Raw genomic sequence first — 23,392 nt, 5'->3', positions numbered from 1 at the left:
GCGGCAGTGCCCTCTCTCAAGCCGCCGGCGGCAGCGACGTGGAACCGTTCAGGATCGCATGGCGCACCCAGTGGCCCTGCTCATACGACATCCGCCGCAGCGCGAGCCGCTTGGCGTTGCACGGCCCGTTGCCGCGAATGACTCGGAAGAACTCATCCCAGTCCGGTTGGGTGAACTCCCAGTGACCGGTTTGCTTGTTGAATGCGATCTTGTCATCCGGCCGGCTGGCGGTGACCAAGCCGTTTTCGTCCTTCTCGACCACGTTGATCTTCAGGCCGAGATCGATCGCGGCAGGGACAAATCGATCGACGAATCGCTGGCGCAGTTCGTCGTTGGTGACCGTCTTCATCCGCCAGCGCATCGGCGGCAACTGGTGTGCGTTGGGCTTGTCCGGCGGGCCGAAGAACATGAGCGATGGGCCCCACCAGCGGTCGAAGGCGTCCTGGGCCATCTCCTTCTGCCGCGGCGTGCCGCTCATGAGCGTGAGCACCATGTCTTCGCCGCTCTTGAAGTGGAACGCCTCTTCCATGTTGATGCGCCGCATGGTGCGGACGTACGGGCCGTAGCCGCCGTCGGCCAGCGTCTTCTGGTTCATGATCGCGGCCCCGTCGATGAGCCACTGGATCATGGCGATGTCGCCCCACTGCGGCGCCGGGTAATTGAAGCAGTTGTGGTACTTCGTCTTGCCGGTGATCAGGTCGCGCAGCATGGCATCCCGCGACTTGCCGAGATCCTGCGAGACGCGGTAGAGCATCTGGCCGTGCCCGACTTCATCCTGTACCTTGGCGGTCAGCGCGAGTTTGCGCTTGAGCGACGGGGCGCGGGTGATCCACTCGCCCTCGGGCAGCGCGCCGATGATCTCGCTGTTGGCGTGATGCTCGGCCATCATGAGCATGCCCTTGCGGTACGCGGCAGGCATCCAGTCATCCACTTCGATGAGCTGTCCGGCGTCAATCTTCGCCTGGAATTCCGCCAGGAGTTGCGGATCTTCCTTCGATTCGTGGTCGACGTGAACACCGATGTTTGCACTGCCTGACATCAGATACCTCTTCTGTAGACACGATCCGGGTCGTGTGACTAAGCGCCCTCAAAAATCGTCGCCACACCCTGGCCGACTCCGACGCACAATGTCGCCAGGCCGACCCTCGCCTTCGTCCGCCTCATCTCGTGAACGAGAGTCGTGACCAGCCTCGCCCCCGAGCAGCCCAGCGGGTGGCCCATGGCGATGGCCCCGCCATTGGGGTTTACATTGGCTCTCTCCAGGCCCAACTGCCGCAGGACGGCAAGGCTCTGCGCCGCGAACGCCTCGTTCAACTCAATAATATCCAGACATCCGAGTCCTTTGTTGTAGCGCTGCATCACCTTCTTCGTTGCCGAAACCGGGCCGATGCCCATGCATGCGGGATCGACGCCCGCCGCGGCGTTGGGGCCGACGAACGCCAGCGGCCGCAAGCCGAGTTCTGTCGCCCGGCCTGCCTCGACGAGCAGCAGCGCTGCCGCGCCGTCGTTGATGCCCGATGAATTCCCGGCCGTAACGGTGCCCTGATCGTCTTTGGCGAACGCCGGCCGCAGTTTGATCAGCGCCTCGAGCGTGGTCTCCGGGCGCGGATGCTCATCAGTATCCACCACTACCGCCGGCCCTTTGCGCTGCGCGATCTCCACGGGGACGATCTCATCGGAGAACTTTCCGGCTGCGTTTGCCGCAGCCCACTTCTGCTGGCTCGCCAGTGCGAATCGATCCTGATCGGCCCGGCTGATCTCGTACTTGCGGGCCACGTTTTCAGCCGTCTCGCCCATTGAGAACGGGTAGTACGCCTTGGCCAGCCTCGGGTTGGTGAAGCGCCAGCCGATAGTCGTGTCGAACACTTCGGGGGCCGTGCGGTCCCACGCATGTTCGTGCTTGCCGAAGACGAACGGCGCCCGGCTCATCGACTCGACGCCGCCGGCAATCATCACATCTCCGGCGCCGCTCTCGATCATGCGGGCGGCGATGTTGATCGCATCAAGCCCCGAAGAGCACAGCCGGTTGATCGTGCAGCCAGCCACGGTGTCGGGCAGGCCCGCGAGCAGGGCCGCCATGCGGGCGACGTTGCGATTGTCCTCGCCGGCCTGGTTGGCGGCGCCGAAATAGACCTCTTCGACCAGAGCCGGATCGACGCCGGTGCGCTTCACCACCTCGCCAATGACTAGCGCGGCCAGGTCGTCGGGCCGGATCGACGCCAGCGCCCCGCCGTAGCGGCCGATGGGCGTGCGGACGGCGTCAATGATCGCGACTCTTCGCATGGCGGATGATAGCGAAATGCAGAGCGAAGGCGGCGAACCGCGGGCAATTCAGGATGCGACTTCGGCCAGCGGCTGGGCGCGATAGCGGTCGCTATCGGAGGATTCGGCAAGCATGGCGAGGACCTCATCGCAGAGATCCGGTCCGATGGCGCGCATCCACTCGAACGGCCCGCGCGGATAGTTCACGCCGAAGCGCATCGCCGTGTCGATGTCTTCCCGCTGCGCCACGCCCCGGCGCAGCGCCTGGGTCGCCTGGGCGAAGATGCACACGAGAATGCGGGCGAAGATGTAGTTCTGCAGTTCCGAGCCCACGCGCTGCCCGCCGCGCCGAGCGAATCGCCCGAACAGATCGCGCTGCGAATCTGAAAGCGCCAGGGGCCGGCGCTGCACTTCGATCGCCGGTCTCGGCGGCTCCGTCGAGTAGTCGTAGCAGCCGCGCCCGCTCTTGCGGCCGAGGTGGCCCTGGGCGACGATGCGCTCCTGCAGGGCGCTGGGTTCGAGCAGCGCCGGGCGGCCGAGTTGCTCCCAGACGGACCGGGCCGCCGCCGTGTTGATGTCCATGCCGATGAGATCCGCCAGTTCAAGCGGCCCCATGCGAAAGCCCCCCACCTCGCGCATGGCCGCGTCAATCTCATCGACGCCCGCCAGGCCCGCCTCGAGCAGGCGAAAAGCCTCAAGGTAGTACGGCCGGGCCACGTGGTTGACGATGAAGCCCGGCGCATCCGACGCACGCGCCACTTCCTTGCCCCACTGATGCGCGATCTGGGCCACTCGATCAACGACGAGCGGATCGGTCTGCTTGCCGGCGATCACCTCGACGAGTTTCATCACGGGCGCCGGATTGAAGAAGTGCATGCCCACCAGGCGCTGCGGCTGGCCCACGGCCTCGCCGAGCTTCGTGACCGAAAGCGAAGAAGTGTTGGTCGCCAGGATTGCATCCGGCCGCAACGACGGCAGCGCCTCGCGAAAGGCGGCCGCTTTGACGTCCAGCCGCTCGACAATGGCCTCGATGACCAGTTCGCACTCGCTCAGGCAGTCGGGGCACGTTGCCACGCACAGGCGCGACACCGCATCGTCGTGGTCCTCAGCGCTGATGCGATCCTTTTCGAGCAGGCGATCGAGTCGCTGCACGATGCCGTCGATCGCCCGCCGGGCGGTTGGTTCATCGACCTCGCGCAGCTCCACCATCCAGCCGTTCATCGCGGCGACCTGCGCGATGCCCGCGCCCATCGTGCCTCCCCCGATGATGCCGACGGTGCTGGTGTGCATCACTTACCCGTGAAATTCGGCTTGCGTTTCTCAATGAAGGCTATCACGCCCTCGGAGTGGTCGGCCGTCATTCCGGCCGTTTCCTGCGCAAATGCCTCGGCAACGAGTTGCTCGTCGAGGCTGTTCTCGAACGACTTGCGAAGAAGTTGCTTGGTCAGCGCGATGCCGCGGCCCGGCAGCGATGCCAGCCGGCCCGCGAGAGCCCGGGCGGCGGTCATGAGTTCGCCTGCCGGCACGACCTGGTTCACCAGCCCGATCTGCAGCGCCTCGGCGGCATCGACCTTGCGGCCGGTGCAGCACAATTCCATCGCCCGCCCCAGCCCGATGAGCCGCGGCAGGAAGAAGGTGCTCGCAGAATCGGGAATCAACCCGACGTTGATGAATACCTCGATGAACGTGGCGGAGTCGGCGGCGACGCGCAGGTCGCACGCCAGGGCCAGGCTGCAGCCGGCGCCCGCCGCCACCCCGTTGACCGCCGCGATGACGGGCTTGTCCATCTCGCAGATTTTTTTGATGATCGGGTCGTAGCGCCGGCGCAGATCTTCGCCGAGATGCGGCACGTGGCCCGGCACGTACTTCTTCTTCAGATCGCCCAGATCCTGGCCGCTGCTGAACGCCTTGCCCGCGCCGGTGAGGATGATGGCGCGCACCTCGGCGCTGCGCTCCGCTTCCTTGAGCGCCCCGAGCAGCTCCTTGCTGAACTGGTCGTTGAAGGCGTTGAACACGTCCGGCCGGTTGAGCGTGATCACGGCAACGTGATCCGCGACTTCGAACTGAACGGTCTCAAATGCCGGTGCAGTGGCAGTGGTCATAAGGATGCTCCGATTGTTGCGGCGCCGCGCTCAGCGGCCCTTGAACTCCGGCTTGCGCTTCTCTATGAACGCCCGCATGCCTTCTTTCTGGTCCTCGGTCGCAAAAAGCGTGTAGAAGAGTTTGCGCTCGTACTCAAGTCCTTCCGAAAGCGGCGTCTCGAACGCCTTGAGCACGCCCTCCTTGGCCAGGCGCAGCGCGATCGGCCCCTTGCTCGCGATCACTTGCGCCACCTTGAGCGCCTCGGTGTAGAAGTGTTCCTTGGGCACGACGCGGCTCACCAGGCCGTGATGCACGGCTTCCGACGCACTGAGAAACCGCCCGCTGAGAATCACATCCATCGCCAGCGCCTTGCCCAGTGCGCGCGTGAGGCGCTGCGTGCCGCCCGCGCCGGGCATCACGCCGATGTTGATCTCCGGCTGGCCGAACTGCGCCGTCTCCGATGCGATGATCACGTCGCAGTGCATCATCAGTTCGCACCCGCCGCCGAGGCACCAGCCGCTCACCGCCGCGACAATCGGCTTCTTGACTCGCTTGATGCGCTCCCACGTGGCGAACTGGTCGCGCTCGTACATGCTGATGGCCGACTGCTCGGCCATGTCGCCGATATCGGCCCCCGCCGCCCACGCCTTCTCGCTGCCCGAAAGCAGGATGACGTGGATGTTCGAATCCTTGTCGTACGCCTCCATCTGGGCGGCAAGCATCGACATGAGTTCGGGATTCAGTGCGTTGAGCACCTTGGGCCGGTTCAGCCGGATAATGCCCACGTGGCCGTCGGTTTCGGTCAGGATGAGTGCGTCGTCGTTGCTCATGATGGAATCCGGATGGTTGAATGGTCAGCGCGATTCGCGTTCGATCAGCGCGGCCAGTTTGGCCCTGGGCAGGATGCGCTGCACCTGCCGGCCGCGCCCGACCACTTTATCCCCTTCGGGGCGGACATGGTATGCGGTCACCTCGCACACCAGCGTGCTCGGGCCCAGTTCCACCGCCACCGCCTCGACGCGCACTTCGTGCCCCAGCGGCGTTGGCGCCAGATGGTCGATGGAAAGGTGCGAGCCGATCCCCTCCTCGTGCTCCTCAAGGTGCGGCATGAGCACCTTGCGCGCGGCGATTTCCATGTGATGCGCCATCGACCACGTCGAATAGACCCGATGCACCACGACATCGTCAAAGGCCGGACACATGTCTTCGGTCACCGTGATGACGACTTCCGCGCGATTGCCGACCTGAAGTTCGGGCTTCATGGCAGCAGTGTAGACGGGGCGTGAACCGATCGGCTGGCGCCGACGGCTATTGCATCAACCCCGCCAGCGCATCGAGCCCCCGCGCCAGCCGCTCATCATCCACCGCGTAACTGATGCGAAAGTGCGTGTCGCGCAGCGAGAAGATGTTGCCGGGGATGACCAGCACGTTCTTCTCGAGCGCCGTCTCGGTGAACTGTGACGCCGTCAGGCCGAGATGCTCGGGAACCCTGGGAAAGGCGTAGAACGCGCCGGCGGGATGCGCCAGCTCCGTGAGCCCGCCAAGGCGCTCGACGACCAGATCACGCTTGCGCTCATAGGCGTGGACGTGGTGCGAAACGTCAGTCTGCAGCGCCACGACGCCGGCGTGCTGGACCATGTTGGGCGCACAGACAAAAGAGTACTGGTTGACCTTGGTCATCTCGCGGATGAGCTGGCTCGGCCCGACGGCATAGCCGAGGCGCCAACCCGTCATGCCGTAGGTCTTGCTGAAGCCGCGCAGTACGAGGATCTGGCTGGAGAATCGGGCGGGCGTGGGAAAGACGCCGCTCTCACGCCCGTCGCTGTAGGTGAACTCATCGTAGATTTCGTCGCTGATGAGCAGCACGCCGCGCGATTCGCACAATTCGACGATGTCGCGCAGTTCATCGCTGCTCAGCACCACGCCTGACGGGTTTCCGGGCGAGTTGAGCACCACGAACTTGGTGCGCGTCGTCAGGAGGGGCTCGATGCGCTCGGCCGTCATACGAAAGTCAGGATAGGTGTCGCAGTACTTCACGCCGGCGCCGACCATCGCCGCCACTTGCGGATATGAGACAAAGTACGGGTCGGGAATGACGATCTCATCGCTCGGTTCGGCCATCGCCATGTACGCCAGCAGCAGGCCCGCGCTGGTCCCGTTGGTGATAAGCACGTCGCACTCGCACCCGGGCCCGACGCTCCAGCCGAATTCACCGGAGATCTTTTCAGCGATCGCCGCCCGCAGTTCCGGGATGCCCTGCGTGACGGTGTAGCCGTTGCGGCCGGCGCTGATCGCCTTGATCGCCGCCTGTTTGATGGGTTCGGGCACGTCAAAGTCCGGCTGACCGATCGAGAAGTTGATCGGGTCGGTCATCTTCGCCGCCATCTCGAAGACGCGGCGGATGCCCGAAGGCTCCATCGCCTGCATTCGTGCGCTGAGCAGTGCCTCGATGTCGATCATGGAATTCCCGGAGGTGGCCATGCGTTCCCCGTCTTGCGCGATCGCACGGATCGCGCCGATGACAACGCATCATAGTGCCGCAGCGCGCCGCCGGCTCACTTGCGCTCACGCATCGGGGCCGCCGGCCCGCTCGGCTCGGCCGATTCGCTCGCCTGGCGCTCTTCGCGCAGGTACTCACCCAGCGCCTTCACCTGCTCGTCGGTGAGCAGGTGCGAAACCTGAAAGAACGCGCGGACTTTCACAATCGGGGAAACGGCCTTGCCCTGCAGTTCCTCGATCGCTATCGGCTCGAAGATCTTCTCGATCCCGGTCTTCTGCTCGGGTGTGAGCCTGAGGCGCTGGGCGATGAGTTCAAACTCCGCCGTACCCATCGCCACGGCCGACTCAATGGACGCCTTGGCCATCTCGCCCAGCGTCTCGAAGTGCATGCGAACCATGACCTCGCCCGCCGGCAGGTCAGAACCGGCCTCGCGGCGGATGGCTTCAGTCCGCGCCTGCACGTATTCGGCAACGAGAGACCGCACTTCCCGCCTCTGCGCCGCGGTGAGCACGGATGACATCTCGCGGAGCATCGTGCCCCGCTGGCGATACGTGCCGAGCGCCTGCCCGATGGTGCGCATCAGTTCGAGAAATTCCGCCGGCTGTTCCTTTGGATTCACTCCCGCGAACTTCATCAGCGTTTCGAGGTTCTCGCGAATCGCCCGGCTGAAGATGGCGCCGCGCTCCGCCTTGAGCCGGTCGAACTGCTGGCGCTGCTGAGGCGAGAGGTCGAGCAACTCGATGGCCGCCTCATCCGCTTCAACCGGCAGGATCGCCACCTCGCCGTTGAATCCGCGGCGCACGAGTGACCGCGTTTCAGCACTGGCCGCAGCGGCCACCACCGGCCCGGCCAGCGGCGCGCGCGCCTCGGGTCCGACGGCCGGAGGCGGCTCGAAGTGCGGCAGCGCCGCCAGGGAGAGTGCGACGATCAGGTGTGCCGGCATGACTTCGCTCCTTGCGCAACCCCACCCACCGCTTGTACGGAGTCTATCCGCCGGGGTTTCACCCCCAACGGCGATCCCATTGGACTCAGTAGAGCGATTCGCCCCGCGCCGCGTCGAGCAGGTGCGCCAGCAGCAGAGTCAGGGCCACCAGCGCCGGCGCCGCCACCAGCAGCACCCGTGCCGCGACCGCCGTCACCGACTCGCGCCACTCCGCAAGCCACAGCGCCAGCGGCGCGGCGGCCAGGATCACGGGCGTGCCCAGCGGCTTGGGATACTGCCAGGAGTAGAGGATCAGCGCCATGTACAGCGGCACGGCGATGGCAAGCATGCCCCGGGCCGCCGATACGCGCGGCACAAACATCGCCACCAGCGCTGTGCCGCCCAGCGAGGCCGCGAGCAACCCCGAGAGTTGCGCCACCTTTCCGCTGCCGCCCTTGAAAAAGTAGATGCTCGCGACCGCAATCATGAGCGAAAACGCCAACGGGATCGACGGGCCAGTGCGCCGCTCGGCAAGCCGCTCGAGCAGCGTCCAGACGATGAGAATCACCGCCGCCTGGCCGACCGTCCACGCCGCGAGTGCCCCCGCTGAGTTCGATGATCTGAAGCCCATGGAGAGCATGAACCAGGACACGGCCGCGGCGAGCATGGCGCGGATGCTCCAGCGAAGCCACGCCGGCATGCGCATCGATTCGAGCAACCCGACGGCCGTCGCGGCGACCGCCAGCAGAAAGAGGACGTCATCCGTGCTGGCCGGCGGAATGGCGGGCCAGCGATTAATCGCGACGTGGCCGACGAGGTAAGCCAGTCCGATCGCCAGCGCCCCGCCCCACCAGCCGCGCACCGCCTCGCGCTGGTGCTGCCACGGCCGCCACGCGATCAACATGCAGACGATGGCGATGCCCAGGGGCATCGCCACCGTCCACACCAGTTGCTTTTCGATGAACTCCTGCATCGGCCGGTAGGTCGCCGGCGGCCCTTACTTGCCGCACTCGAAGCCGAGCATGATCGTCACTTCGTCGCTGACGGCGCCGTCGATGCCGTACGTCATGCCGAACTCGCTGCGCTTGACGGTGAATTCGCACGCCAGGCCAAGGCGCTTGCCCATGCGCGGCAGATTCTCGAGACCGGTCTTCTCGACGATGACGGTGATCGGCTTCTCGACTCCGTGCAGCGACAGTGTGCCCTGCACTTCGTACTTGTCCGTGCCGGATTCCTTCACCGCCGTGCTGGCGAAGATGATGGCCGGGAAGTTTGCCGTGTCGAAGAAGTCCGGCCCGCGCAGATGCTCATCGCGCCCCTTGGCGTTGGTATCGACGCTGGCCGCTTTCACTTCCGCCTTGATCGAATGCCCGTGCGGATCGTCCGAGTCCCACACGACTTCACCGGTCACGTCGTTGAACCGGCCATAGACGTACGCGACGCCCATGTGCTTGACCTTGAAGACGACCGAAGAGTGCGCGGGGTCGATGTTGAACGTTTCCGCGCGGCGCGCTTCGGCGGCGGGCGAACCAGTCGCCTCGGCGCGCGGCAGGGCCAGGCCCGCAAGGGCCAGCGCCGAAGCGCCCAGAAGAGCAAAACAAGCGGTTCGGATCATCAACTTCCTCATGAGGAAAAGTCCTTTCGAGACGTGGTTGCGGGACCAACGGAGCCGCCGATTGTACACGGCGCACCGGCGGCGGTTTCGCCGAACCGATCGAGACGCGATCAGCAGGCCCGTTGGCGGATCAGACGCCGTGCGCGGGTGGCGTATTCCGCAGGCGCGGCTCACCGAGGCGGGAATCGCGATCATCGAGACTGTCGCCCTCATCCACCACGTTGCGCGTCAGGCGCACGGTCCCGCCTGTCTCGATGAGCCCGGCAGGCCGGTTCATCTGCGCCAGCGTCTGCACGAGTTGCTCATCGTCGATCACCTGCACGAGCGTCGCATGGGACTCAACGATTTCAACGAGTGGCGCGTGCCCTGAAGCGACCCAATCAAAGTCGACCGTGCGACCCGAGGCCGCGCTATCGATCACCTCGACCAGCGGCGCCGCGGCGGCGGTGATGGGCAACTCGGTTGCCGAAGGTGTTGGCCGCAACGCCCATGTCGCTGCCGCTGCGATGACAAGCACGGCTGCGGGCGCCGCGATCCGGCGCACGCGCCGGCGCGTGCGGTGCATCGACACGAACGCATCCACGAGCTCTTCGCGCATCGCATCGCGCCGCTGCGCGGCTTGCGGACTGAGTTTGAGTTCATGCGTGTTCATCGAATTCCTCCTGCGCTGCGGCCCTGATCTGCGCCAGTGAACGGTTGATGCGACCGTCCACAGCCCCCGGCGCCAGGCCGACGATCCGGCTGATCCGCTCAAGCGTGGCGCCGAGGCGGAAGCGCATCGCCACGAGAAGCGAGCGATGGGCGTCCAACCCGGCCAGTTGCGCTTCGAGCCACGCGGCTCTCTCGTCTTCGCCGCATTGCGAATCGTGCTGAATGGCGCCTGGCGCCCGGTCGCCGCCATGCGCCGACTCGCGCGCCCGTCGCCGCCGCTCGCAGCGGATCTGATCGAGCGCGCAGCGCATCACGATCACGCGCAGCCAGGCCCGCAGCTCGTTCTCATTTTCGAACCGCTTCATCGAGCGCATCACCTTGAGCATCGCGTCCTGTACGACGTCGAGGCAGAAGGCTTCGTCGCGGCCGGTGCTGCTCCGGGCCATGCGAAACAGTGCGTCAAACCACTGGTCGTAGAACCACCCGAACGCAGACGAATCGCCCCTGGCGATCGCCTGCGTGAGTTCTGACAGAGATTGTGCGGTGGCCGGTTCGTCCACCTGCTGCTCCGGGGAAAGCGCCGGTCCCGTCGACTCATGAACTTTATCCGCCGCCGCCGCCCCGCGACTTCTGCAGCTGCGCCCGCATCTCGTCCAGCTCGATCTGCAGAGCGCGGATCTGGCTCTCGCGCTGCATGAGCTCATCGCGCAGCTTCGAGGTCATCGCTTCGAGTTCAGCCGCATGCCGCTCCATCGCCTCGGCCCTGGCGCGCGACATCTCGGCGATCTGCAGGCGATCGCTCGCTTCGACTTCGCGTGACTGCAGCATCGACCGCGATTCGGCCAGTTCGCGTTCGAGTTGCGCCACGCGTTCCTGAATCGGCTTCATCGACTGAGCCCGCTGCTGCGCGCTCGAAGCGCGGAGTTCGCTGATCACGCTGTTGATGATCTCGATCTGCTCCACCGTCGCCCGCGCCAGCAGCAGCGAGGTTTCCTTGTGGAAGCGCACCTGCGCCTTGCTCGAGTCCGGGCCGAGCAGTTCGAGCGCCGCGCTCACGGCCGTGACGATGTTGTCCGGCGACATGCCGCCGTTGATCAGGTCAGCGACCGACCAGATGTTCGATCGCTGCGGGCCGACGTAGCCGCCGGCTTCCTTCACGTCGGCGTTCACCTTCACCAGCGCCGCTTTGTTGAGCCGGGGCGGCGCGACGATCTCCACGTCAAGCCGCACGACTCTGCCGGGCGTCTGGATTCCTTCGCCCGACAGGAGCCTGATGGCCGCGATGGCATCCACGCTGCGCAGTTTCATCGCCGGAATCATGACCTCCCCGACGTGGGGCATGGCGACGATGTTGACCTTGCCGCCGGCCGCGGCGCGAATGGCGTCGAGGAATTCCACCGCCGTCCCGCCGTTGAAATCCACGTCCACCGCGCTGGTTTCCGTATCTCCGGGACCACCGACGAATGCGCTCACCTCGCCCTGCGCCTGCGCCCGGCACAGCGGCGTGGCCGCCATCGACAGCCCGCACGCCAGGATCAAGGCGAGTCCCAGACGATTCATCGCGCTCACTGCGTTCATGTTCACACTCCCTGGTGGATCTGCTCGAAACTCTCCAGCGCGGCCGATCGCGCTGCAACACCACTCAAACGCCGCCGCCGCGATCATTTCGCGCGGCCCGGCGAAATCACTCCATTTGCCCGTTCGCTTTTCACCCTCGCCGCCCTCCCCTACCCTTGGCTTCCCCGGCCCCGCCTTTCCCGCGGGACCTGTATTCCTCACCTGTCTTCACCCACGGAGGTGCGCATGGCGCTGATGTCCGGCAAGAAGGGCCTCGTAATCGGCATCGCCAACGACCGCAGTTATGCCTGGCACATCGCCCACTCGCTCAAGAGCCACGGCGCTGAGATCATGTTCACCAATCTGCCCGGCGAGAAGATGGAGCGGCGCGTCCGCTCGGCCATCGACGAACTCGGCATCGCCGACCCCTGGGTGCGCCCGCTGGACGCCAGCGACGATGCCGCAGTCGAGAAAGTCTTCGCCGAGGCGGCTGAGCACGCCGGCGGCCGGCTGGACTTCATCGTCCACTCGATCGCCTTCGCCGACAAAACCTACCTCGAACTGGGCAAGTTCATCGAGACGCCCAAGCAGGTCTACCTGCAGGCGATGGAGATCAGCGCCTACACGCTCGTGTCGATGGCCCGCGCCGCCCGGCCGTTCATGACCGACGGCGGGTCGATCCTGGGCATGACGTACTACGGCGCGGAAAAAGTCGTGCCCGGCTACAACGTCATGGGTGTGGCCAAGGCCGCGCTCGAATGCACCTGCCGCTATCTTTCCGCCGAACTCGGCCGCACCGGCAAGGGCATCCGCATCAACACGATCTCCGGCGGTCCGCTCAAGACGCTCAGCGCCATGGGCGTGGGCGGCTTCTCGACGATGCTCGATCACGTCGCGTCCAAGGCGCCCCTGGGCCGCAACATCGAAGGCGGCGAAGTCGGCGACACCGCCGTGTGGCTGCTCAGCGATCTCTCCTCAGGCGTCACCGGCCAGACCATCTACGTCGATGCCGGCTACTGCGTGATGGGGATGTGAGCGGCAGCGCGCCAGCCGCGCCGGCTATACTCGGTGAGCAGCCCGGTTCGGTTGGCGCCCGGGCCTGTGCCAACGCCAACCCCGTCAGGAAAACGTCATGCCCGGCAAGCGAATGTCCGCACTGTGCCTCGCGCTCATTGCGGGCCCGTCCATCTCCCTCACCGGCTGCAAGACCGACGAGGCGGATGTGCGCGCCGGTGAGAACCCCCAGGCGGAACATCCTCAGGGCGAGCACCCGCAGGCCGAGCATCCTCAAGGCGAACATCCCTCGAACGAGCACCCCTCAAGCGAACATCCCTCGCGAAACTGAGAACCAGCCGCTCGCGTCGGCGTATCACCCCTGTTGGAGTCCCCGCGATTTCGGCCACCGGGCCGACGCCCATGTGAACGCATGCGCTCGAAGGGAGAGTCGATCATGCATTTCTCCGTCATTCCGCCAATGCTCGGCCTGCTCGCGACCGCAGGCTGCAGTGCCAATCAGCAGCCCGCCCAGTCGGGCCTCAGCCCCGTGCCGCACGTCGTCACCGCGGACATCGCAGCGGGAATTGAAAACCACATCGCTGAGCAGTCCAAACAACACGGCGGCTACTTCACCCTGCCCTACGAGGGCGGCGTGCTCAAACTCAAACTCGTCCGCGTCCATCTCGAATACCTGGCCAACCTCGGCCCCCGCCGGCACTTTGCCTGCGTCGATCTGGCGAGCACGCAGGGCGATGTCTACGACGTCGATTTCTTTCTCTCGGGCGATCCCGGCGAGATGACCGTCACCGAGACCACGATCCACAAACTCAACGGCCAACCCTTCTACGTCTGGAAGCAGAAAGAGGACAAGACGTGGGTGCGCGAGTCGGTGGACGAGGCCGATCGCACGCTGCTGGGCGTCATCGAGGGCCGCGACTCGTTCGAGTTTGTCTACCAGGTGCAGTTGCCGCAGTTGGACGGCGATGCGCGGATGTGGATCCCCCTGCCCCAGAGCGACGCCTTTCAGACCGTCACCGTCGACGAGATCAAGGCGCCCGGCCAGCGCCGGCAACTCACCGATGCGCGATTCGGCAACCAGGTGCTCTTCCTCGAATTGACGCCTGATGACAGCGGCGAGGCGGTCGAACTGCGCTTCGAAGTGCAGCGAACCGAAAAGTCGGCCTACGAAGACGACCGCCAGAATCCGCAGGAATCGCTGGCCGCCGAGCGGCTCGTGCCTGAGAGCGATGAGTTCAAGCGCATCGCCAAGGAAGTGCTCGGCGACCGGCAGGGCGATCTCGTGCGAGCCCGGCTGCTCTACGACCACACCATCGACCGCATGCGCTACATGCGCTACGGCGAAGGCTTCGGCCAGGGCGACGCGACCTACGCATGCGACAGCGCGACGGGCAACTGCACCGACTTTCACTCGTACTTCATCGCGCTGGCCCGGGCGGCGGACATCCCGGCACGCTTCGCCATCGGCGCCGCCATCCCCTCCGAGCGCAACGAGGGCGGCGTAGACGGCTACCACTGCTGGGCGGAGTTTTACGCCGAGGGCAAGTGGTGGCCCGTGGACATCAGCGAGGCCGACAAGTACGCGCCACTGTCCACCTACTACTTCGGGCACCATCCCGCCAATCGCGTTGAGTTGAGCCGGGGCCGCGACCTTGTCGTCGATCCCGGACCGGTCAGCGGGCCCATCAACTATCTCGCGTACCCCGTGCTCGAAGTGGAGGGCCGGCCCGTGCCCATCAAGCCGGTGTTCTCCTTCTCGCGGAAAGGCTCGTAGCGGCGCCGCGCCGCTGCGCTCGATCGCTACCCCGGCGGCGCACGGAGCGCCGCGCGGGCCCGGCGGGCGTTGAGATAGAAGTGCACGGCCAGCGAGGCGCCGACCGTAGACACGACGCCGGTCATGAGCAGCGCGCCGCCCGTGGCCGCCGCGCCGATGGACAATTGCGCGCCGGCGAGGCCGAGCGTCGGGCCGAGGATGTAGCCCACTCCGATGATCGCTTCGTGGCGCCCGCCTGAATCGACCGCGGCGTGCTCGACCGCCATGCCGTAGTAGAGCGCGGCGTAGTAGATCATCCCCTGTCCGAAGCCCAGCAGCGCCAGGCCGAGCACGCCGGCCCACACCGCAATCTCAAGCAGCGTCAGCACCGTCCCGCCGCAGAGCAGGGTCGCACCGACGCCGAGGATCCACCACTTGCCGTGCCAGCCGGGAAACCAGAACATGAGCGCAAACACGCCGACGCGCACGATGATCCACGTGCTGGCCAGCGTCGGCGCCAGCGCGGCATCGACGCCGAGGCGGTCCCAGATGCCCGGCAGCAGCGGGCCGAGCATGTAGATGAGCACGTACCCGGTCGGCAGCAGCACGCGCGAGGCGCGGAGCAGGTTCGGATACGCCTCGCCGGTGTGTTGCCGTCCCGCCTCGACATCGTGCGTGCGCGGCTGGATCGGCCAGGCGCGCACCAGCAGGAACGTCCCGGCGTGGATGATCGCCAGCACGATGAACGTCACCTGCGGCCGGCCGTGCGCCAGCGAGATGAGCCACAGACCCGGCGCAATGGTCGCGGCCCAGGTGATGTTGAACAGCCCGATGGCGCGGCGCATGTCGCGCCCGTGCCGGCCGCTGGCGATGTAACTTTCGACGATGGGCCACTGCATGCCGGCGAACGCGTTGTACATCGGCGCCAGCCACCACCACATCCACACCGGCGGCATCGTCGCCAGCGCTGCGCATGCGAGCGTCATGCCCAGCACCGTGATCAGCAGCACGCGCTGCGCGCCCAGCCGCGCGCACAGCGGGCCCGAGAGCAGCGCCGCCGGGATGTAGGGCAATTGCACAACGAGACCGAGCAGCAGGTTGCGGCCATCGCTGAATCCGAACGCTTCGCGGGTGATAAAGAACACCCCGCTGAGCATCACGCCCGTGCCGACGCTGGCGATTCCCGCGTAGGCCAGGACGGACAGGAGCAGTGCATCGACGCGCGAGGGCGTGTGGTCCTTGCCAGTCATCGGGGCGGATCGTATACTCGCCGGTTGAGGCGGCGAGCAAGTTGGCATCGGCCGCCCGCGTGTCCGCGTAGCGCAATTGGATAGAGCATCTGCCTCCGGAGCAGAAGGTTGCAGGTTCGAATCCTGCCGCGGACGCTTCCCCTCATCTGACTGTTCGCGCTGGCTTCGATCCTGCTACTGGTCGAGCAGCGGTGACGTGGGGTCCACTCGGAGTTGGTGCAGCGTGTACTGCTCCTGCCCGGGCAGTTGCGTCGTCCAGCGCGCGTAGCCGTCGCTGGAGGTGTACGCCCGCGCGCTGCCGTCCGGGCTGATGGCCAGGCGCGCGATGTCGCCGCCGACGACGATGCGGCTCGAAGCCATGCCCCCCGTGAGTTGCGTCTGAACGAGCGCGTTGTCCTCGCCGCCGGACCAGAGCGACTTGCCATCCGGGCTGAACTCCACCGCAAACACCCGGTCCTTGTGCTCGCGGATCACACTCTGGCGCGACCGGCCGGGAACATCCCAGAGCATGATGGTCGTGTCATAACTGGCCGACGCGAGCGTTCGCCCATCAGGGCCGAAGTCCACGTCGAGCACGTCGTTGAGGTGGCCGGTGAACGTGTGCAGCAGTTTGCCATCCGCGGCGTTCCAGAGCTTCACCGTGTCGTCGCGACTGCCGGTCGCCAGCGTCTTGCCGTCGGGGCTCATGGCGATGCATGGAATCTGCTCATCGTGCGCCTTGATGCGGTAGATCGGCGAGCCGCGCTCGATGTCCCACGCGAAGAGCATCATGTCATCGCCGACGGAGTAGAGCACGCGGTTATCAGCCGAGAGCGCGATGCCGTGCACATCGTCTCCGTGGCCCTCGAGAGTCCCGACCAGATCGAGCGTGCGCGCGTTTCTGATGTTGATCACATCGTCGCCTCCGCCGGTGATGAGGCGCGAGCCATCGGCAGACCACGCGGCGCAGAAGGTCCAGAAGCGATGATCCTGGATGGAGAACTCGCGCCCGTCGAGGGGCGACCAGACGATGAGGCGCCCGTCGCCGGTCCCGATGGCGACCGCATCGCCGCCGGGATTGAACTCGATGGCAAAGGGCACCTGGGTCGAAATCGGCCGCGCCGCCAGGCTGCTGGCGACCTTGTCATCCTCGCGCTGCGCGAGCGCTTCGGCTCCGGTCATCATCGAACAGGCGAGCATCAGGCACAGACACGCGGATCGGTTCACGGCGTACTCCTTTCGTGCTCAGCTGCATCGACGCGGCTGGTCAGGGCCCCCGTCACTTTCGCATCATAACGCCTCCGCGCGCTCCTCCCGCATCGCCTCGCAAGTTGTTACACGCCCGTTGCGCCCCGCTCCGGCGGCATGACATGAACTTCGCGCTTGCAATCGCACCTGCGGGCGGTATTCTTCCGCGAACGCTTCCGGAGAGGTGCCAGAGCGGCTGAATGGGCCGGTCTCGAAAACCGGTGTGGCCTTCGGGCCACCGTGGGTTCGAATCCCACCCTCTCCGCTTTCAGCGAAAAAGCCCCGCGATCGGATCGCGGGGCGTCTGCTTTTTGACCGGCCGTTCAGATCAGCCGCCAGTGTGCGGCTCCTCGAGGCCGGAGCCGGAGATGTACACGCCGATGGCTGTGATTTCGTAGACCGCCACGGGCTCGGTGATCGCCTCGATCTCAGCCTGGCTGCGGCCGGCGTCCTCCGCCATGTGCCGCGCCCACTGTACGTCGATCAGCGTCGGCTCGCCCCACCCTCTGACCACCACCTGCCGGCCGGCGGCATTGCGCGGCACGAAGAACGAGTAGTCCTTGAACTTCACGCGAGCGGATCGGTCGCCGTCCACGATGACCATCCAGCACCCCTTGGTCTGGCAGACTTCGTCGATGGTGCCGCGTACGACGACGGGGCCGGCCTGCGTCTGGTCGATCGCCCCCAGAGGCACGGGCGTATCAGAGTCGAGATCCGCCGGGCCGTAGTGATTCCACGAAGCGACGTCGCCGCCCGTCGAATGACATCCGCCAGTCACCGCCGCGGCGGCAAGAATCGCAGCAAAGAAGGCGTTCCTGAACATGGCTTTCACTCCTTGCGCCGAGGGCGCGAATGCCAACGCCGGCGCCGAGACGGCGCCGGTCGTTGGCGAATGGTCATTGAATGAAAGCCGCGATCGCGGATCAAGACTCGCGACGGCGCCGCCGCGCGAATCCGAGGGCGCCGACGGCCAGCATGGCCAGCGACGAGGGCGCGGGGATCAGGCCCCGGCGCGACCATTCCAGATCATCCAGCACCCCATAGCGGGCGCGATATCGAAACGAGTGAATGTCGTTGCTTTCGTGCTCGAATCCGAGAAACTGGCCGTCGTTCACTGCGTTGGGCGTGCGAACGTCGAGCGTGAACGAGTCGAACACTCGGCCGAAACGATCGAGCGCCTCGATGGTGGGAATCGGTCCCTGTCCGGTAACGGGTGCGTAGTTGACAAACGCGCCGACGCTGGCGACTGGAGCGTCGAATTCAAAGAGCATGGCGCTGTTGTCGATGTTCAGTCCGGCGAAACCCGCGCGCCCCGAGTCCCAGTACCCGTTGGTGCGCAGGCCGAAGGGCATGTCGCCGATCCAGCCTTCCGAAGTAACCGACCAGGTGACGCCCTGTCCGAGATCCACCGGGCCGTTGGTCTGGACGCTCCGGCCGACGAAGTCGGTGAAGTCGATGGTTCCAGGCCGCGTCGAAGACACCGCGCGATATGGCGCCTGGGCCAGGGCGGCGGAAGTTGATGTGAGCAGCACCGCGGCGAGGGCGGTGCCTAGGATTTTTGCTGCGTTCTGTCCGCGGACGCGCATGAGTCGTTCCTCATTCAGTGCACCTCGTGTCTGAAGCAACGAGGGCGGGTTGCACCAACCCACAGCATCGGCGCCGAGGCGGCGATGACTTCAACGGGAGTGGATTGCCGAGTTGGGTTGAACCAACTCCCCTCACCTTCCGAGGCAGCCGGCACACGACCGCCCCGCCAAATGCCGCGAATCATAACGCCAATCGCGGCGACGAATCAAGGGTAAAGCCCGATGGAAATCGGAAAGGATAGAATTAACCTGCTGGGTGCCAGAGACTATCCCTAGGATCGAAGCAAGTTCTAACCGAACAAGGAGACCGATATGTTGATGAAGCATGGCTGCAGGATTGGAATCACCGTAGTGCTTGGCGTCGCCTTGCTGGGCGGCTGCAAGAAGCAGGAATCGTCATCGGGGAACGGCGCCCCGGCGAAACTCGCATTTAATGCATCGTGCCCGGTGGACACTGGTCAGGCCGTCAGCCTGAAATCGCCCACCGTCGAGTACAAGGGCGTGGCTGTCGCCTTCTGCTGTGAAGACTGCATCAAGACCTGGAACGAATGGCCCGAAAGCAAGAAGGACGAGTTCGTCGCCGCCGCCAAGAAGAAGCTGGAAGAAGTCGCCCCGGAAGAAGACCCGGGCCACTGACCCAGTCTCGCACTTCGCGCTCTCAAATTCACTCGAGCCCGGCCGGTCGGTCGGGCTCGTTTTCAATTCCGCACCCGCTGCGCTGACCGGTGACGTGTTTGAGCGCGTGATTGGCGATGGCGCCGATGATCGCGAGCATCGCGAACATCAGCGCGAAGCTGCCCAGTGCGTACCACCAGCCGGCCTTCTCGTGGATGTACTCCTGGATGTCGCGGGCGCCGCTGGCCTGGGCCATCGCGCCGAACCACACCGCCACCGCGGTGCGAGGCGCCATGCCGATGCACGTCCCGACCGTGTACGGCGCCAGGCGCACGCCCGTTGTCGCCATCGCCAGGTTCGTCAGCGCAAAGGGCGAATTGGGCGGCACGCGAATGAGCGCGACGATCCCCAGCGTGCGCAACCAGCCGCGGCCGACGAGCGCATCGCGCACGGCGCGGGCGCGGTCATCCGACTCGACGAGGCGCTCGACGCGATGATGCGAAGCTCGCTGCGCGATGAAATAGCCGATGACCGCCGCCGCGGTAAAGCCGAACATCGCGCCGGCCCACCCATACCAGAATCCAAAGACCCAGCCGCCCAGAAGCGACTGCGCATAGGTTGGCAGCATGCCCGAGCCCGCCGCCGCCGCGAAGATGATCGCATAAACGTAGATGCCCGAAGCGCCCCACGAGCCGAACCAGTCGGAGACGGGGCCAAAGGACGCGAGTAGCGCAAAGCCCATCAGCGCCGGCGCCGTGGCCCACAGCAGGCCCACCCAGCGCGTCGGCCCGAGGCGGCGCCAGATTTCCCCGGCGCTGGGCCGGCCCGCCGCCGGCGCGGACGCGTTGCCGTCGCCGCGATCGGGCGCACGCTGGTGAGATGTCGCGTCAGAAGGCACGGCGCACCGACCGCCTTGCAGGGCGGCCATTCCACAGCGAGGTCCCCGCCGAAGTCAATGCGAGTTTCCCGTGCCCACGGCGGCTTTGTCCGGAGTGACCACGTCCCACGCCAGGCCGAGCAGCGCCATCAGGCGGATCGTCAGATACGTGAGATCGAACTCCCACCATCTCATGCCGTGGGCCGCCGAGCGCTGCAGTGCGTGGTGGTTGTTGTGCCAGCCCTCGCCAAAGCCGAGGATCGACACCCACCAGGTGTTGCGCGAGTTGTCGGTGGTCTGGAAGTTGCGATAGCCCCACGTGTGGCTGGCGGAGTTGACGAACCACGTCGAGTGGTAGACGAAGACGGTGCGGATGCACACCCCCCACACCACCCACGCCAGGCCGTACTGCCACGACCACCCGCCGCCCCAGTTCCAGGCCCCGGCGACAAAGAGCAGCCCCGCAAGGATGAACTGCGGCACGAAGTAGTACCGGTCGAGAAATGCCATGACCTTGTCGCGCTGCAGATCGCGCGCCGCCGCCCGGGCGTGATTGCCATTGGGGTCCTTCACCATGCACCAGAGGATGTGGGCCCAGGTGAAGCCGTGCCGGGGCGAGTGCGGGTCGTGCTCCTCGTCCGAATGATGGTGGTGCAGGCGATGAATGCCGACCCAGTGGATCGGACTCCCCTGCCAGTTCAGATTGCCCAGGATCGTGAGAAAGTACTTAACAACGTCGGGTGTCTTGAAGCTCTTGTGCGTAAGGAGCCGGTGATAGCAGAGGCAGATGCCCAATCCGCCGCAGATCCACCACAGCACCAACGCCAGGCCCAGCATTTCCCACCTGAACGGCAGCACGAACGCCGCCACACATCCGACGTGGAGCGCCAGGATGGCTGCGAAAACCGGCCAGTCAAGATACTTCCACGAAAACTTCTGCCCATCCACAACCAGATCCGACATGAACAACTCCGCAAGGCGCCGCGACTGCAGCGCGGGGGTGTTTCAGGCGCGATGCCCGGGGCCACGGTGGCGCGAGCGATCTCCCGTGATGATAGTCGGCCTGACCGATCCAAACGCCTCAGGCGAACGGTGGCCGTGCGACCGCAAAGACGCTGCTGGCGGACCTCAATTCGGTGTCGGGGCTGCGGCGCGCGGGGGGTCCGTCTACACTGCCCATCATGATCAGACCCATCCGAATATCGCGCGTCCTGGCCGTCGCGGCCGCCATTGGAGGAATGCTCGTGAACGGTTGCGCCACCACCTCGACATCACCCGAACCGGCGACTTCTGCGGCCGGTGCCCGGGGCTCGGCCGTGCGCGAAATGCTCGCCGAAGTTTCGCCGCAGCGCGCCAAGGCCGTGGTCGACTCGCTCGTCTCGTTCGGCACGCGACACACACTCAGCGATACCGAGTCAGATACGCGAGGCATCGGCGCCGCTCGCCGCTGGATCCTCGCCGAGTTCGAAAAAACCGCCATGCTCAGCGGCCGCAGCGGCGCCGAGACGATGAAGGTCTACTTCGACGAGCACACCTACGGGCCCGACCGCAGACGCGTGCCCGTCGAGACGCAGATTGTCAACGTCGTGGCCGAACTGACCGGCGCGATGCCCGAGGCGCGCGGCCGGCGCTACTACGTCATCGGCCACTACGACTCGCGCGCCAGCGAAGCGCTGGACGGTGAATCCGACGCCCCCGGCGCCAACGACGATGCTTCGGGCGTGGCGGTGGTGATGGAACTGGCCCGCGTGATGTCGCAGCGCCGCTACGACTCGACCATTGTCTTCATGGCCACCGCCGGCGAGGAGCAGGGCTTGCTCGGCGCGCGGCTGCACGCCATGAACGCCCGCGACGCCGGCTCGGACATTCGCGCCGTGCTCAGCAACGACATCGTCGGCGACCCCAAGGGACCGTCCGGCAACGTCTACGACGGTCAGATTCGCGTCTTCTCCGAAGCACTGCCGCGCACCATCGACGTCGCCCAGCTCGCGCAGATTCGTCGGCTGGGAATGGAGAATGATTCCCCCTCGCGCCAACTGGCCCGCTACGTCGCCGAAACGGCCCGGCACTACGGCTTGGCCGTGCAGCCCATGCTCGTCAACCGCACCGACCGCTTCCTGCGCGGCGGCGACCACACATCATTCAACGAAGCCGGCTTCCCCGCCGTGCGCTTCACCATCGTCGAAGAGAATTACGACCGCCAGCACCAGGACGTGCGCGAGGAACGCGGCGTGCGCTTCGGCGACCTGCCCGAGTTCGTCGATGCGAACTATCTCGCCGGAGTCGCGCGGGTCAATGGCGCCGCCCTGGCCTGCCTGGCCAACGCACCCTCCGCGCCAGCCAACGCCCGGATTGTCACGGCGAATCTCGGCAACGACACGCTGCTGCGCTGGGATGCGTCGCCGGAGCCGGATGTCGCCGGCTACGAAGTCGTGTGGCGCCTGACGACCGAGCACGAGTGGACCGACAGCCGCGACGCCGGCAACGCCACGGAACTGAACCTTAAACTGAACAAGGACAACTACTTCTTTGGCGTGCGCGCCTTTGATTCGGACGGTTATCGCAGCCCGGTGACGTTCTGCACCGATGCGCCGCGATGAGGCGCGTCAATAAGGGCGGGTCTCGGGTTGCCTGGGGAATGCAGGAGGGAAGAATCGGCCCATGAGCACACCACTGGTCGCCATCGTCATGGGTTCGAAATCCGACTGGGAAACAATGTCCAACGCCGCTGCGGCGCTCGAGACGCTGGGCATCGCCTTCGAGGTGCGCGTTCTCTCGGCACACCGCACCCCGCACCAACTGGCTGAGTTCGCCTCGACGGCCCGGGAGCGCGGTATTCTGGCGATCATCGCCGGCGCCGGCGGCGCGGCGCATGCCGCAGGCGTCGCCGCCGCTCACACCACGCTGCCGGTCCTGGGCGTTCCCATGCTCACCAAGTCGCTGGGCGGGATGGACTCGCTGCTTTCGACCGTGCAGATGCCTGCAGGCATTCCCGTGGGGACGCTGGCCATCGGCAATGCCGGCGCGACCAATGCCGGCCTGCTCGCCGCAGCCATCGTCTCCCACGCCCGGCCGGAGTACCTGCCGGCGCTGGAAGACTACCGCCGCAAGCAGACGGAAAAGGTGCTAGCCAATCCCGATCCGCGCGCCGGCTGATCGCGCTCCCACGAGTCGGCGCCGCTGCAGCGCCCGTCGGTCGCATTCCGTTCGTAGGAATCTGGTCCGTTTCTGGTGGATTGACGTTTTTACCATTGACACGGCAGATGGATTGTGTTCCAATACGCCGTTCGCGGACCGTGTTTGGGGGTGAGAAGCGACCAAGGGGTTGGGCCGCTTTCCGATTTGGGCCTATTCGTGGGCCAGACCTGTCTGCAATTCACCTCCCCGATGCGGCGCGACAGTCCCATTGTCGAGCGGGCGGTCGCACATGGTGTTCGCCCGGCCGCTCGGTCACTCGAACCGGCGCGCCGCCAGACGGAGC

25 protein-coding genes and 2 tRNA genes are annotated in these 23,392 nt (G+C 65.9%); 8 read left to right on the top strand and 19 right to left on the bottom strand.

Features of this window, described 5'->3' with window-relative positions; translation table 11 throughout:
- Positions 1–16 precede the first annotated feature (16 nt).
- From paaA to IT430_16220, 13 genes are all read right to left on the bottom strand, one after another.
- Complete coding sequence (gene paaA, locus IT430_16280) at positions 17–1,039, bottom strand: 1,2-phenylacetyl-CoA epoxidase subunit A (GenBank protein MCC6909498.1); 1,023 nt, start codon at positions 1,037–1,039, stop codon at positions 17–19.
- 38 nt (positions 1,040–1,077) lie between these two features.
- Positions 1,078–2,283 (bottom strand): acetyl-CoA C-acyltransferase, encoded by a 1,206-nt coding sequence (locus IT430_16275; GenBank protein MCC6909497.1) that lies wholly within the window; start codon positions 2,281–2,283, stop codon positions 1,078–1,080.
- Between the two features lie 48 nt (positions 2,284–2,331).
- A complete protein-coding gene (locus tag IT430_16270) occupies positions 2,332–3,552 on the bottom strand; it encodes a hypothetical protein (protein ID MCC6909496.1) in 1,221 nt (406 codons plus the stop codon).
- Positions 3,552–4,364, bottom strand: a complete 813-nt coding sequence (locus IT430_16265) for an enoyl-CoA hydratase/isomerase family protein (GenBank protein ID MCC6909495.1) — start codon at positions 4,362–4,364, stop codon at positions 3,552–3,554. The genes IT430_16270 and IT430_16265 overlap by 1 nt, the downstream gene beginning before the upstream one ends.
- Before the next feature lie 30 nt (positions 4,365–4,394).
- A complete protein-coding gene (locus tag IT430_16260) occupies positions 4,395–5,174 on the bottom strand; it encodes an enoyl-CoA hydratase/isomerase family protein (protein MCC6909494.1) in 780 nt (259 codons plus the stop codon).
- 24 nt (positions 5,175–5,198) lie between these two features.
- Complete coding sequence (locus IT430_16255) at positions 5,199–5,606, bottom strand: hypothetical protein (GenBank protein MCC6909493.1); 408 nt, start codon at positions 5,604–5,606, stop codon at positions 5,199–5,201.
- A gap of 46 nt (positions 5,607–5,652) precedes the next feature.
- Positions 5,653–6,795, bottom strand: coding sequence for a pyridoxal phosphate-dependent aminotransferase (locus IT430_16250; protein ID MCC6909492.1), 1,143 nt, complete (start codon positions 6,793–6,795; stop codon positions 5,653–5,655).
- 104 nt (positions 6,796–6,899) lie between these two features.
- Positions 6,900–7,787 carry a hypothetical protein gene (locus IT430_16245; GenBank protein ID MCC6909491.1) on the bottom strand — a complete coding sequence of 296 codons (888 nt, stop codon included), beginning with the start codon at positions 7,785–7,787 and terminating at the stop codon, positions 6,900–6,902.
- A gap of 85 nt (positions 7,788–7,872) precedes the next feature.
- The gene (locus IT430_16240; protein MCC6909490.1) at positions 7,873–8,739 is read right to left on the bottom strand and encodes a hypothetical protein; all 867 of its coding nucleotides are present in this window, start codon (positions 8,737–8,739) and stop codon (positions 7,873–7,875) included.
- 24 nt (positions 8,740–8,763) lie between these two features.
- Complete coding sequence (locus IT430_16235) at positions 8,764–9,381, bottom strand: YceI family protein (protein ID MCC6909489.1); 618 nt, start codon at positions 9,379–9,381, stop codon at positions 8,764–8,766.
- Positions 9,382–9,511: 130 nt separating this feature from the next.
- The gene (locus IT430_16230) at positions 9,512–10,033 is read right to left on the bottom strand and encodes a hypothetical protein (GenBank protein ID MCC6909488.1); all 522 of its coding nucleotides are present in this window, start codon (positions 10,031–10,033) and stop codon (positions 9,512–9,514) included.
- Positions 10,020–10,592, bottom strand: a complete 573-nt coding sequence (locus IT430_16225; GenBank protein ID MCC6909487.1) for an RNA polymerase sigma factor — start codon at positions 10,590–10,592, stop codon at positions 10,020–10,022. Before IT430_16225 ends, IT430_16230 begins: the two co-directional genes overlap by 14 nt.
- A 43-nt stretch (positions 10,593–10,635) precedes the next feature.
- A complete protein-coding gene (locus IT430_16220) occupies positions 10,636–11,610 on the bottom strand; it encodes a hypothetical protein (GenBank protein ID MCC6909486.1) in 975 nt (324 codons plus the stop codon).
- A 225-nt stretch (positions 11,611–11,835) separates the two neighbouring features.
- Between IT430_16220 and IT430_16215 the strand changes: the two genes are divergently transcribed.
- The 3 genes from IT430_16215 to IT430_16205 all read left to right on the top strand — a co-directional run bounded on the left by IT430_16215 (position 11,836) and on the right by IT430_16205 (position 14,377).
- Positions 11,836–12,624 (top strand): enoyl-ACP reductase, encoded by a 789-nt coding sequence (locus IT430_16215; protein MCC6909485.1) that lies wholly within the window; start codon positions 11,836–11,838, stop codon positions 12,622–12,624.
- 97 nt (positions 12,625–12,721) lie between these two features.
- A complete protein-coding gene (locus IT430_16210) occupies positions 12,722–12,934 on the top strand; it encodes a hypothetical protein (GenBank protein ID MCC6909484.1) in 213 nt (70 codons plus the stop codon).
- 105 nt (positions 12,935–13,039) lie between these two features.
- The gene (locus IT430_16205) at positions 13,040–14,377 is read left to right on the top strand and encodes a transglutaminase domain-containing protein (protein MCC6909483.1); all 1,338 of its coding nucleotides are present in this window, start codon (positions 13,040–13,042) and stop codon (positions 14,375–14,377) included.
- Between the two features lie 26 nt (positions 14,378–14,403).
- Here the strand turns inward: IT430_16205 and IT430_16200 are convergent, their stop codons facing one another.
- Positions 14,404–15,606 (bottom strand): MFS transporter, encoded by a 1,203-nt coding sequence (locus tag IT430_16200; protein ID MCC6909482.1) that lies wholly within the window; start codon positions 15,604–15,606, stop codon positions 14,404–14,406.
- Between the two features lie 61 nt (positions 15,607–15,667).
- On the opposite strand from IT430_16200, the gene IT430_16195 reads away from it, so the two are divergent.
- Positions 15,668–15,741, top strand: a tRNA-Arg gene (locus IT430_16195).
- A gap of 39 nt (positions 15,742–15,780) precedes the next feature.
- Here the strand turns inward: IT430_16195 and IT430_16190 are convergent.
- Positions 15,781–16,812, bottom strand: coding sequence for a WD40 repeat domain-containing protein (locus tag IT430_16190; GenBank protein ID MCC6909481.1), 1,032 nt, complete (start codon positions 16,810–16,812; stop codon positions 15,781–15,783).
- A 199-nt stretch (positions 16,813–17,011) separates the two neighbouring features.
- Here IT430_16190 and IT430_16185 point away from each other — a divergent pair.
- A tRNA-Ser gene (locus IT430_16185) sits at positions 17,012–17,098 on the top strand.
- 63 nt (positions 17,099–17,161) lie between these two features.
- On the opposite strand, the gene IT430_16180 is transcribed toward IT430_16185, so the two are convergent.
- Positions 17,162–17,656 (bottom strand): DUF4920 domain-containing protein, encoded by a 495-nt coding sequence (locus tag IT430_16180; GenBank protein ID MCC6909480.1) that lies wholly within the window; start codon positions 17,654–17,656, stop codon positions 17,162–17,164.
- Between the two features lie 100 nt (positions 17,657–17,756).
- Complete coding sequence (locus tag IT430_16175) at positions 17,757–18,419, bottom strand: PEP-CTERM sorting domain-containing protein (GenBank protein MCC6909479.1); 663 nt, start codon at positions 18,417–18,419, stop codon at positions 17,757–17,759.
- 312 nt (positions 18,420–18,731) lie between these two features.
- Between IT430_16175 and IT430_16170 the strand changes: the two genes are divergently transcribed.
- Positions 18,732–19,055 carry a hypothetical protein gene (locus IT430_16170; GenBank protein ID MCC6909478.1) on the top strand — a complete coding sequence of 108 codons (324 nt, stop codon included), beginning with the start codon at positions 18,732–18,734 and terminating at the stop codon, positions 19,053–19,055.
- A gap of 28 nt (positions 19,056–19,083) precedes the next feature.
- On the opposite strand, the gene IT430_16165 is transcribed toward IT430_16170, so the two are convergent.
- Complete coding sequence (locus tag IT430_16165) at positions 19,084–19,932, bottom strand: TVP38/TMEM64 family protein (protein ID MCC6909477.1); 849 nt, start codon at positions 19,930–19,932, stop codon at positions 19,084–19,086.
- A gap of 54 nt (positions 19,933–19,986) precedes the next feature.
- A complete protein-coding gene (locus tag IT430_16160) occupies positions 19,987–20,874 on the bottom strand; it encodes a fatty acid desaturase (GenBank protein MCC6909476.1) in 888 nt (295 codons plus the stop codon).
- A gap of 218 nt (positions 20,875–21,092) precedes the next feature.
- Here IT430_16160 and IT430_16155 point away from each other — a divergent pair, with 218 nt between their 5' ends.
- Together IT430_16155 and purE are read left to right on the top strand one after the other, a co-directional pair.
- A complete protein-coding gene (locus IT430_16155; GenBank protein MCC6909475.1) occupies positions 21,093–22,511 on the top strand; it encodes a M28 family metallopeptidase in 1,419 nt (472 codons plus the stop codon).
- A 61-nt stretch (positions 22,512–22,572) separates the two neighbouring features.
- Positions 22,573–23,067, top strand: a complete 495-nt coding sequence (gene purE, locus IT430_16150) for a 5-(carboxyamino)imidazole ribonucleotide mutase (GenBank protein ID MCC6909474.1) — start codon at positions 22,573–22,575, stop codon at positions 23,065–23,067.
- Positions 23,068–23,392 lie beyond the last annotated feature (325 nt).

Source organism: Phycisphaerales bacterium, from assembly GCA_020852515.1.
In the GTDB taxonomy this organism is placed as follows: Bacteria; Planctomycetota; Phycisphaerae; order Phycisphaerales; family UBA5793; genus UBA5793.
The sequence above is the reverse complement of the archived record's forward strand: the minus strand, read 5'-3'. Positions and strand labels throughout refer to the sequence as shown.

Excerpts from the sequence above, each read along its gene's own strand:
- IT430_16155 (MCC6909475.1), top strand. The coding sequence starts at position 21,093 with ATGATCAGACCCATCCGAATATCGCGCGTCCTGGCCGTCGCGGCCGCC.
- IT430_16230 (MCC6909488.1), bottom strand. The coding sequence starts at position 10,033 with ATGAACACGCATGAACTCAAACTCAGTCCGCAAGCCGCGCAGCGGCGC.
- IT430_16265 (MCC6909495.1), bottom strand. The coding sequence starts at position 4,364 with ATGACCACTGCCACTGCACCGGCATTTGAGACCGTTCAGTTCGAAGTC.
- paaA (MCC6909498.1), bottom strand. The coding sequence starts at position 1,039 with ATGTCAGGCAGTGCAAACATCGGTGTTCACGTCGACCACGAATCGAAG.
- IT430_16160 (MCC6909476.1), bottom strand. The coding sequence starts at position 20,874 with ATGTCGGATCTGGTTGTGGATGGGCAGAAGTTTTCGTGGAAGTATCTT.
- IT430_16220 (MCC6909486.1), bottom strand. The coding sequence starts at position 11,610 with ATGAACGCAGTGAGCGCGATGAATCGTCTGGGACTCGCCTTGATCCTG.
- IT430_16200 (MCC6909482.1), bottom strand. The coding sequence starts at position 15,606 with ATGACTGGCAAGGACCACACGCCCTCGCGCGTCGATGCACTGCTCCTG.
- IT430_16260 (MCC6909494.1), bottom strand. The coding sequence starts at position 5,174 with ATGAGCAACGACGACGCACTCATCCTGACCGAAACCGACGGCCACGTG.
- IT430_16180 (MCC6909480.1), bottom strand. The coding sequence starts at position 17,656 with ATGTTCAGGAACGCCTTCTTTGCTGCGATTCTTGCCGCCGCGGCGGTG.
- IT430_16210 (MCC6909484.1), top strand. The coding sequence starts at position 12,722 with ATGCCCGGCAAGCGAATGTCCGCACTGTGCCTCGCGCTCATTGCGGGC.
- IT430_16205 (MCC6909483.1), top strand. The coding sequence starts at position 13,040 with ATGCATTTCTCCGTCATTCCGCCAATGCTCGGCCTGCTCGCGACCGCA.
- IT430_16255 (MCC6909493.1), bottom strand. The coding sequence starts at position 5,606 with ATGAAGCCCGAACTTCAGGTCGGCAATCGCGCGGAAGTCGTCATCACG.
- IT430_16245 (MCC6909491.1), bottom strand. The coding sequence starts at position 7,787 with ATGCCGGCACACCTGATCGTCGCACTCTCCCTGGCGGCGCTGCCGCAC.
- IT430_16240 (MCC6909490.1), bottom strand. The coding sequence starts at position 8,739 with ATGCAGGAGTTCATCGAAAAGCAACTGGTGTGGACGGTGGCGATGCCC.
- IT430_16175 (MCC6909479.1), bottom strand. The coding sequence starts at position 18,419 with ATGCGCGTCCGCGGACAGAACGCAGCAAAAATCCTAGGCACCGCCCTC.
- IT430_16270 (MCC6909496.1), bottom strand. The coding sequence starts at position 3,552 with ATGCACACCAGCACCGTCGGCATCATCGGGGGAGGCACGATGGGCGCG.
- IT430_16170 (MCC6909478.1), top strand. The coding sequence starts at position 18,732 with ATGTTGATGAAGCATGGCTGCAGGATTGGAATCACCGTAGTGCTTGGC.
- IT430_16215 (MCC6909485.1), top strand. The coding sequence starts at position 11,836 with ATGGCGCTGATGTCCGGCAAGAAGGGCCTCGTAATCGGCATCGCCAAC.
- purE (MCC6909474.1), top strand. The coding sequence starts at position 22,573 with ATGAGCACACCACTGGTCGCCATCGTCATGGGTTCGAAATCCGACTGG.
- IT430_16275 (MCC6909497.1), bottom strand. The coding sequence starts at position 2,283 with ATGCGAAGAGTCGCGATCATTGACGCCGTCCGCACGCCCATCGGCCGC.
- IT430_16235 (MCC6909489.1), bottom strand. The coding sequence starts at position 9,381 with ATGATCCGAACCGCTTGTTTTGCTCTTCTGGGCGCTTCGGCGCTGGCC.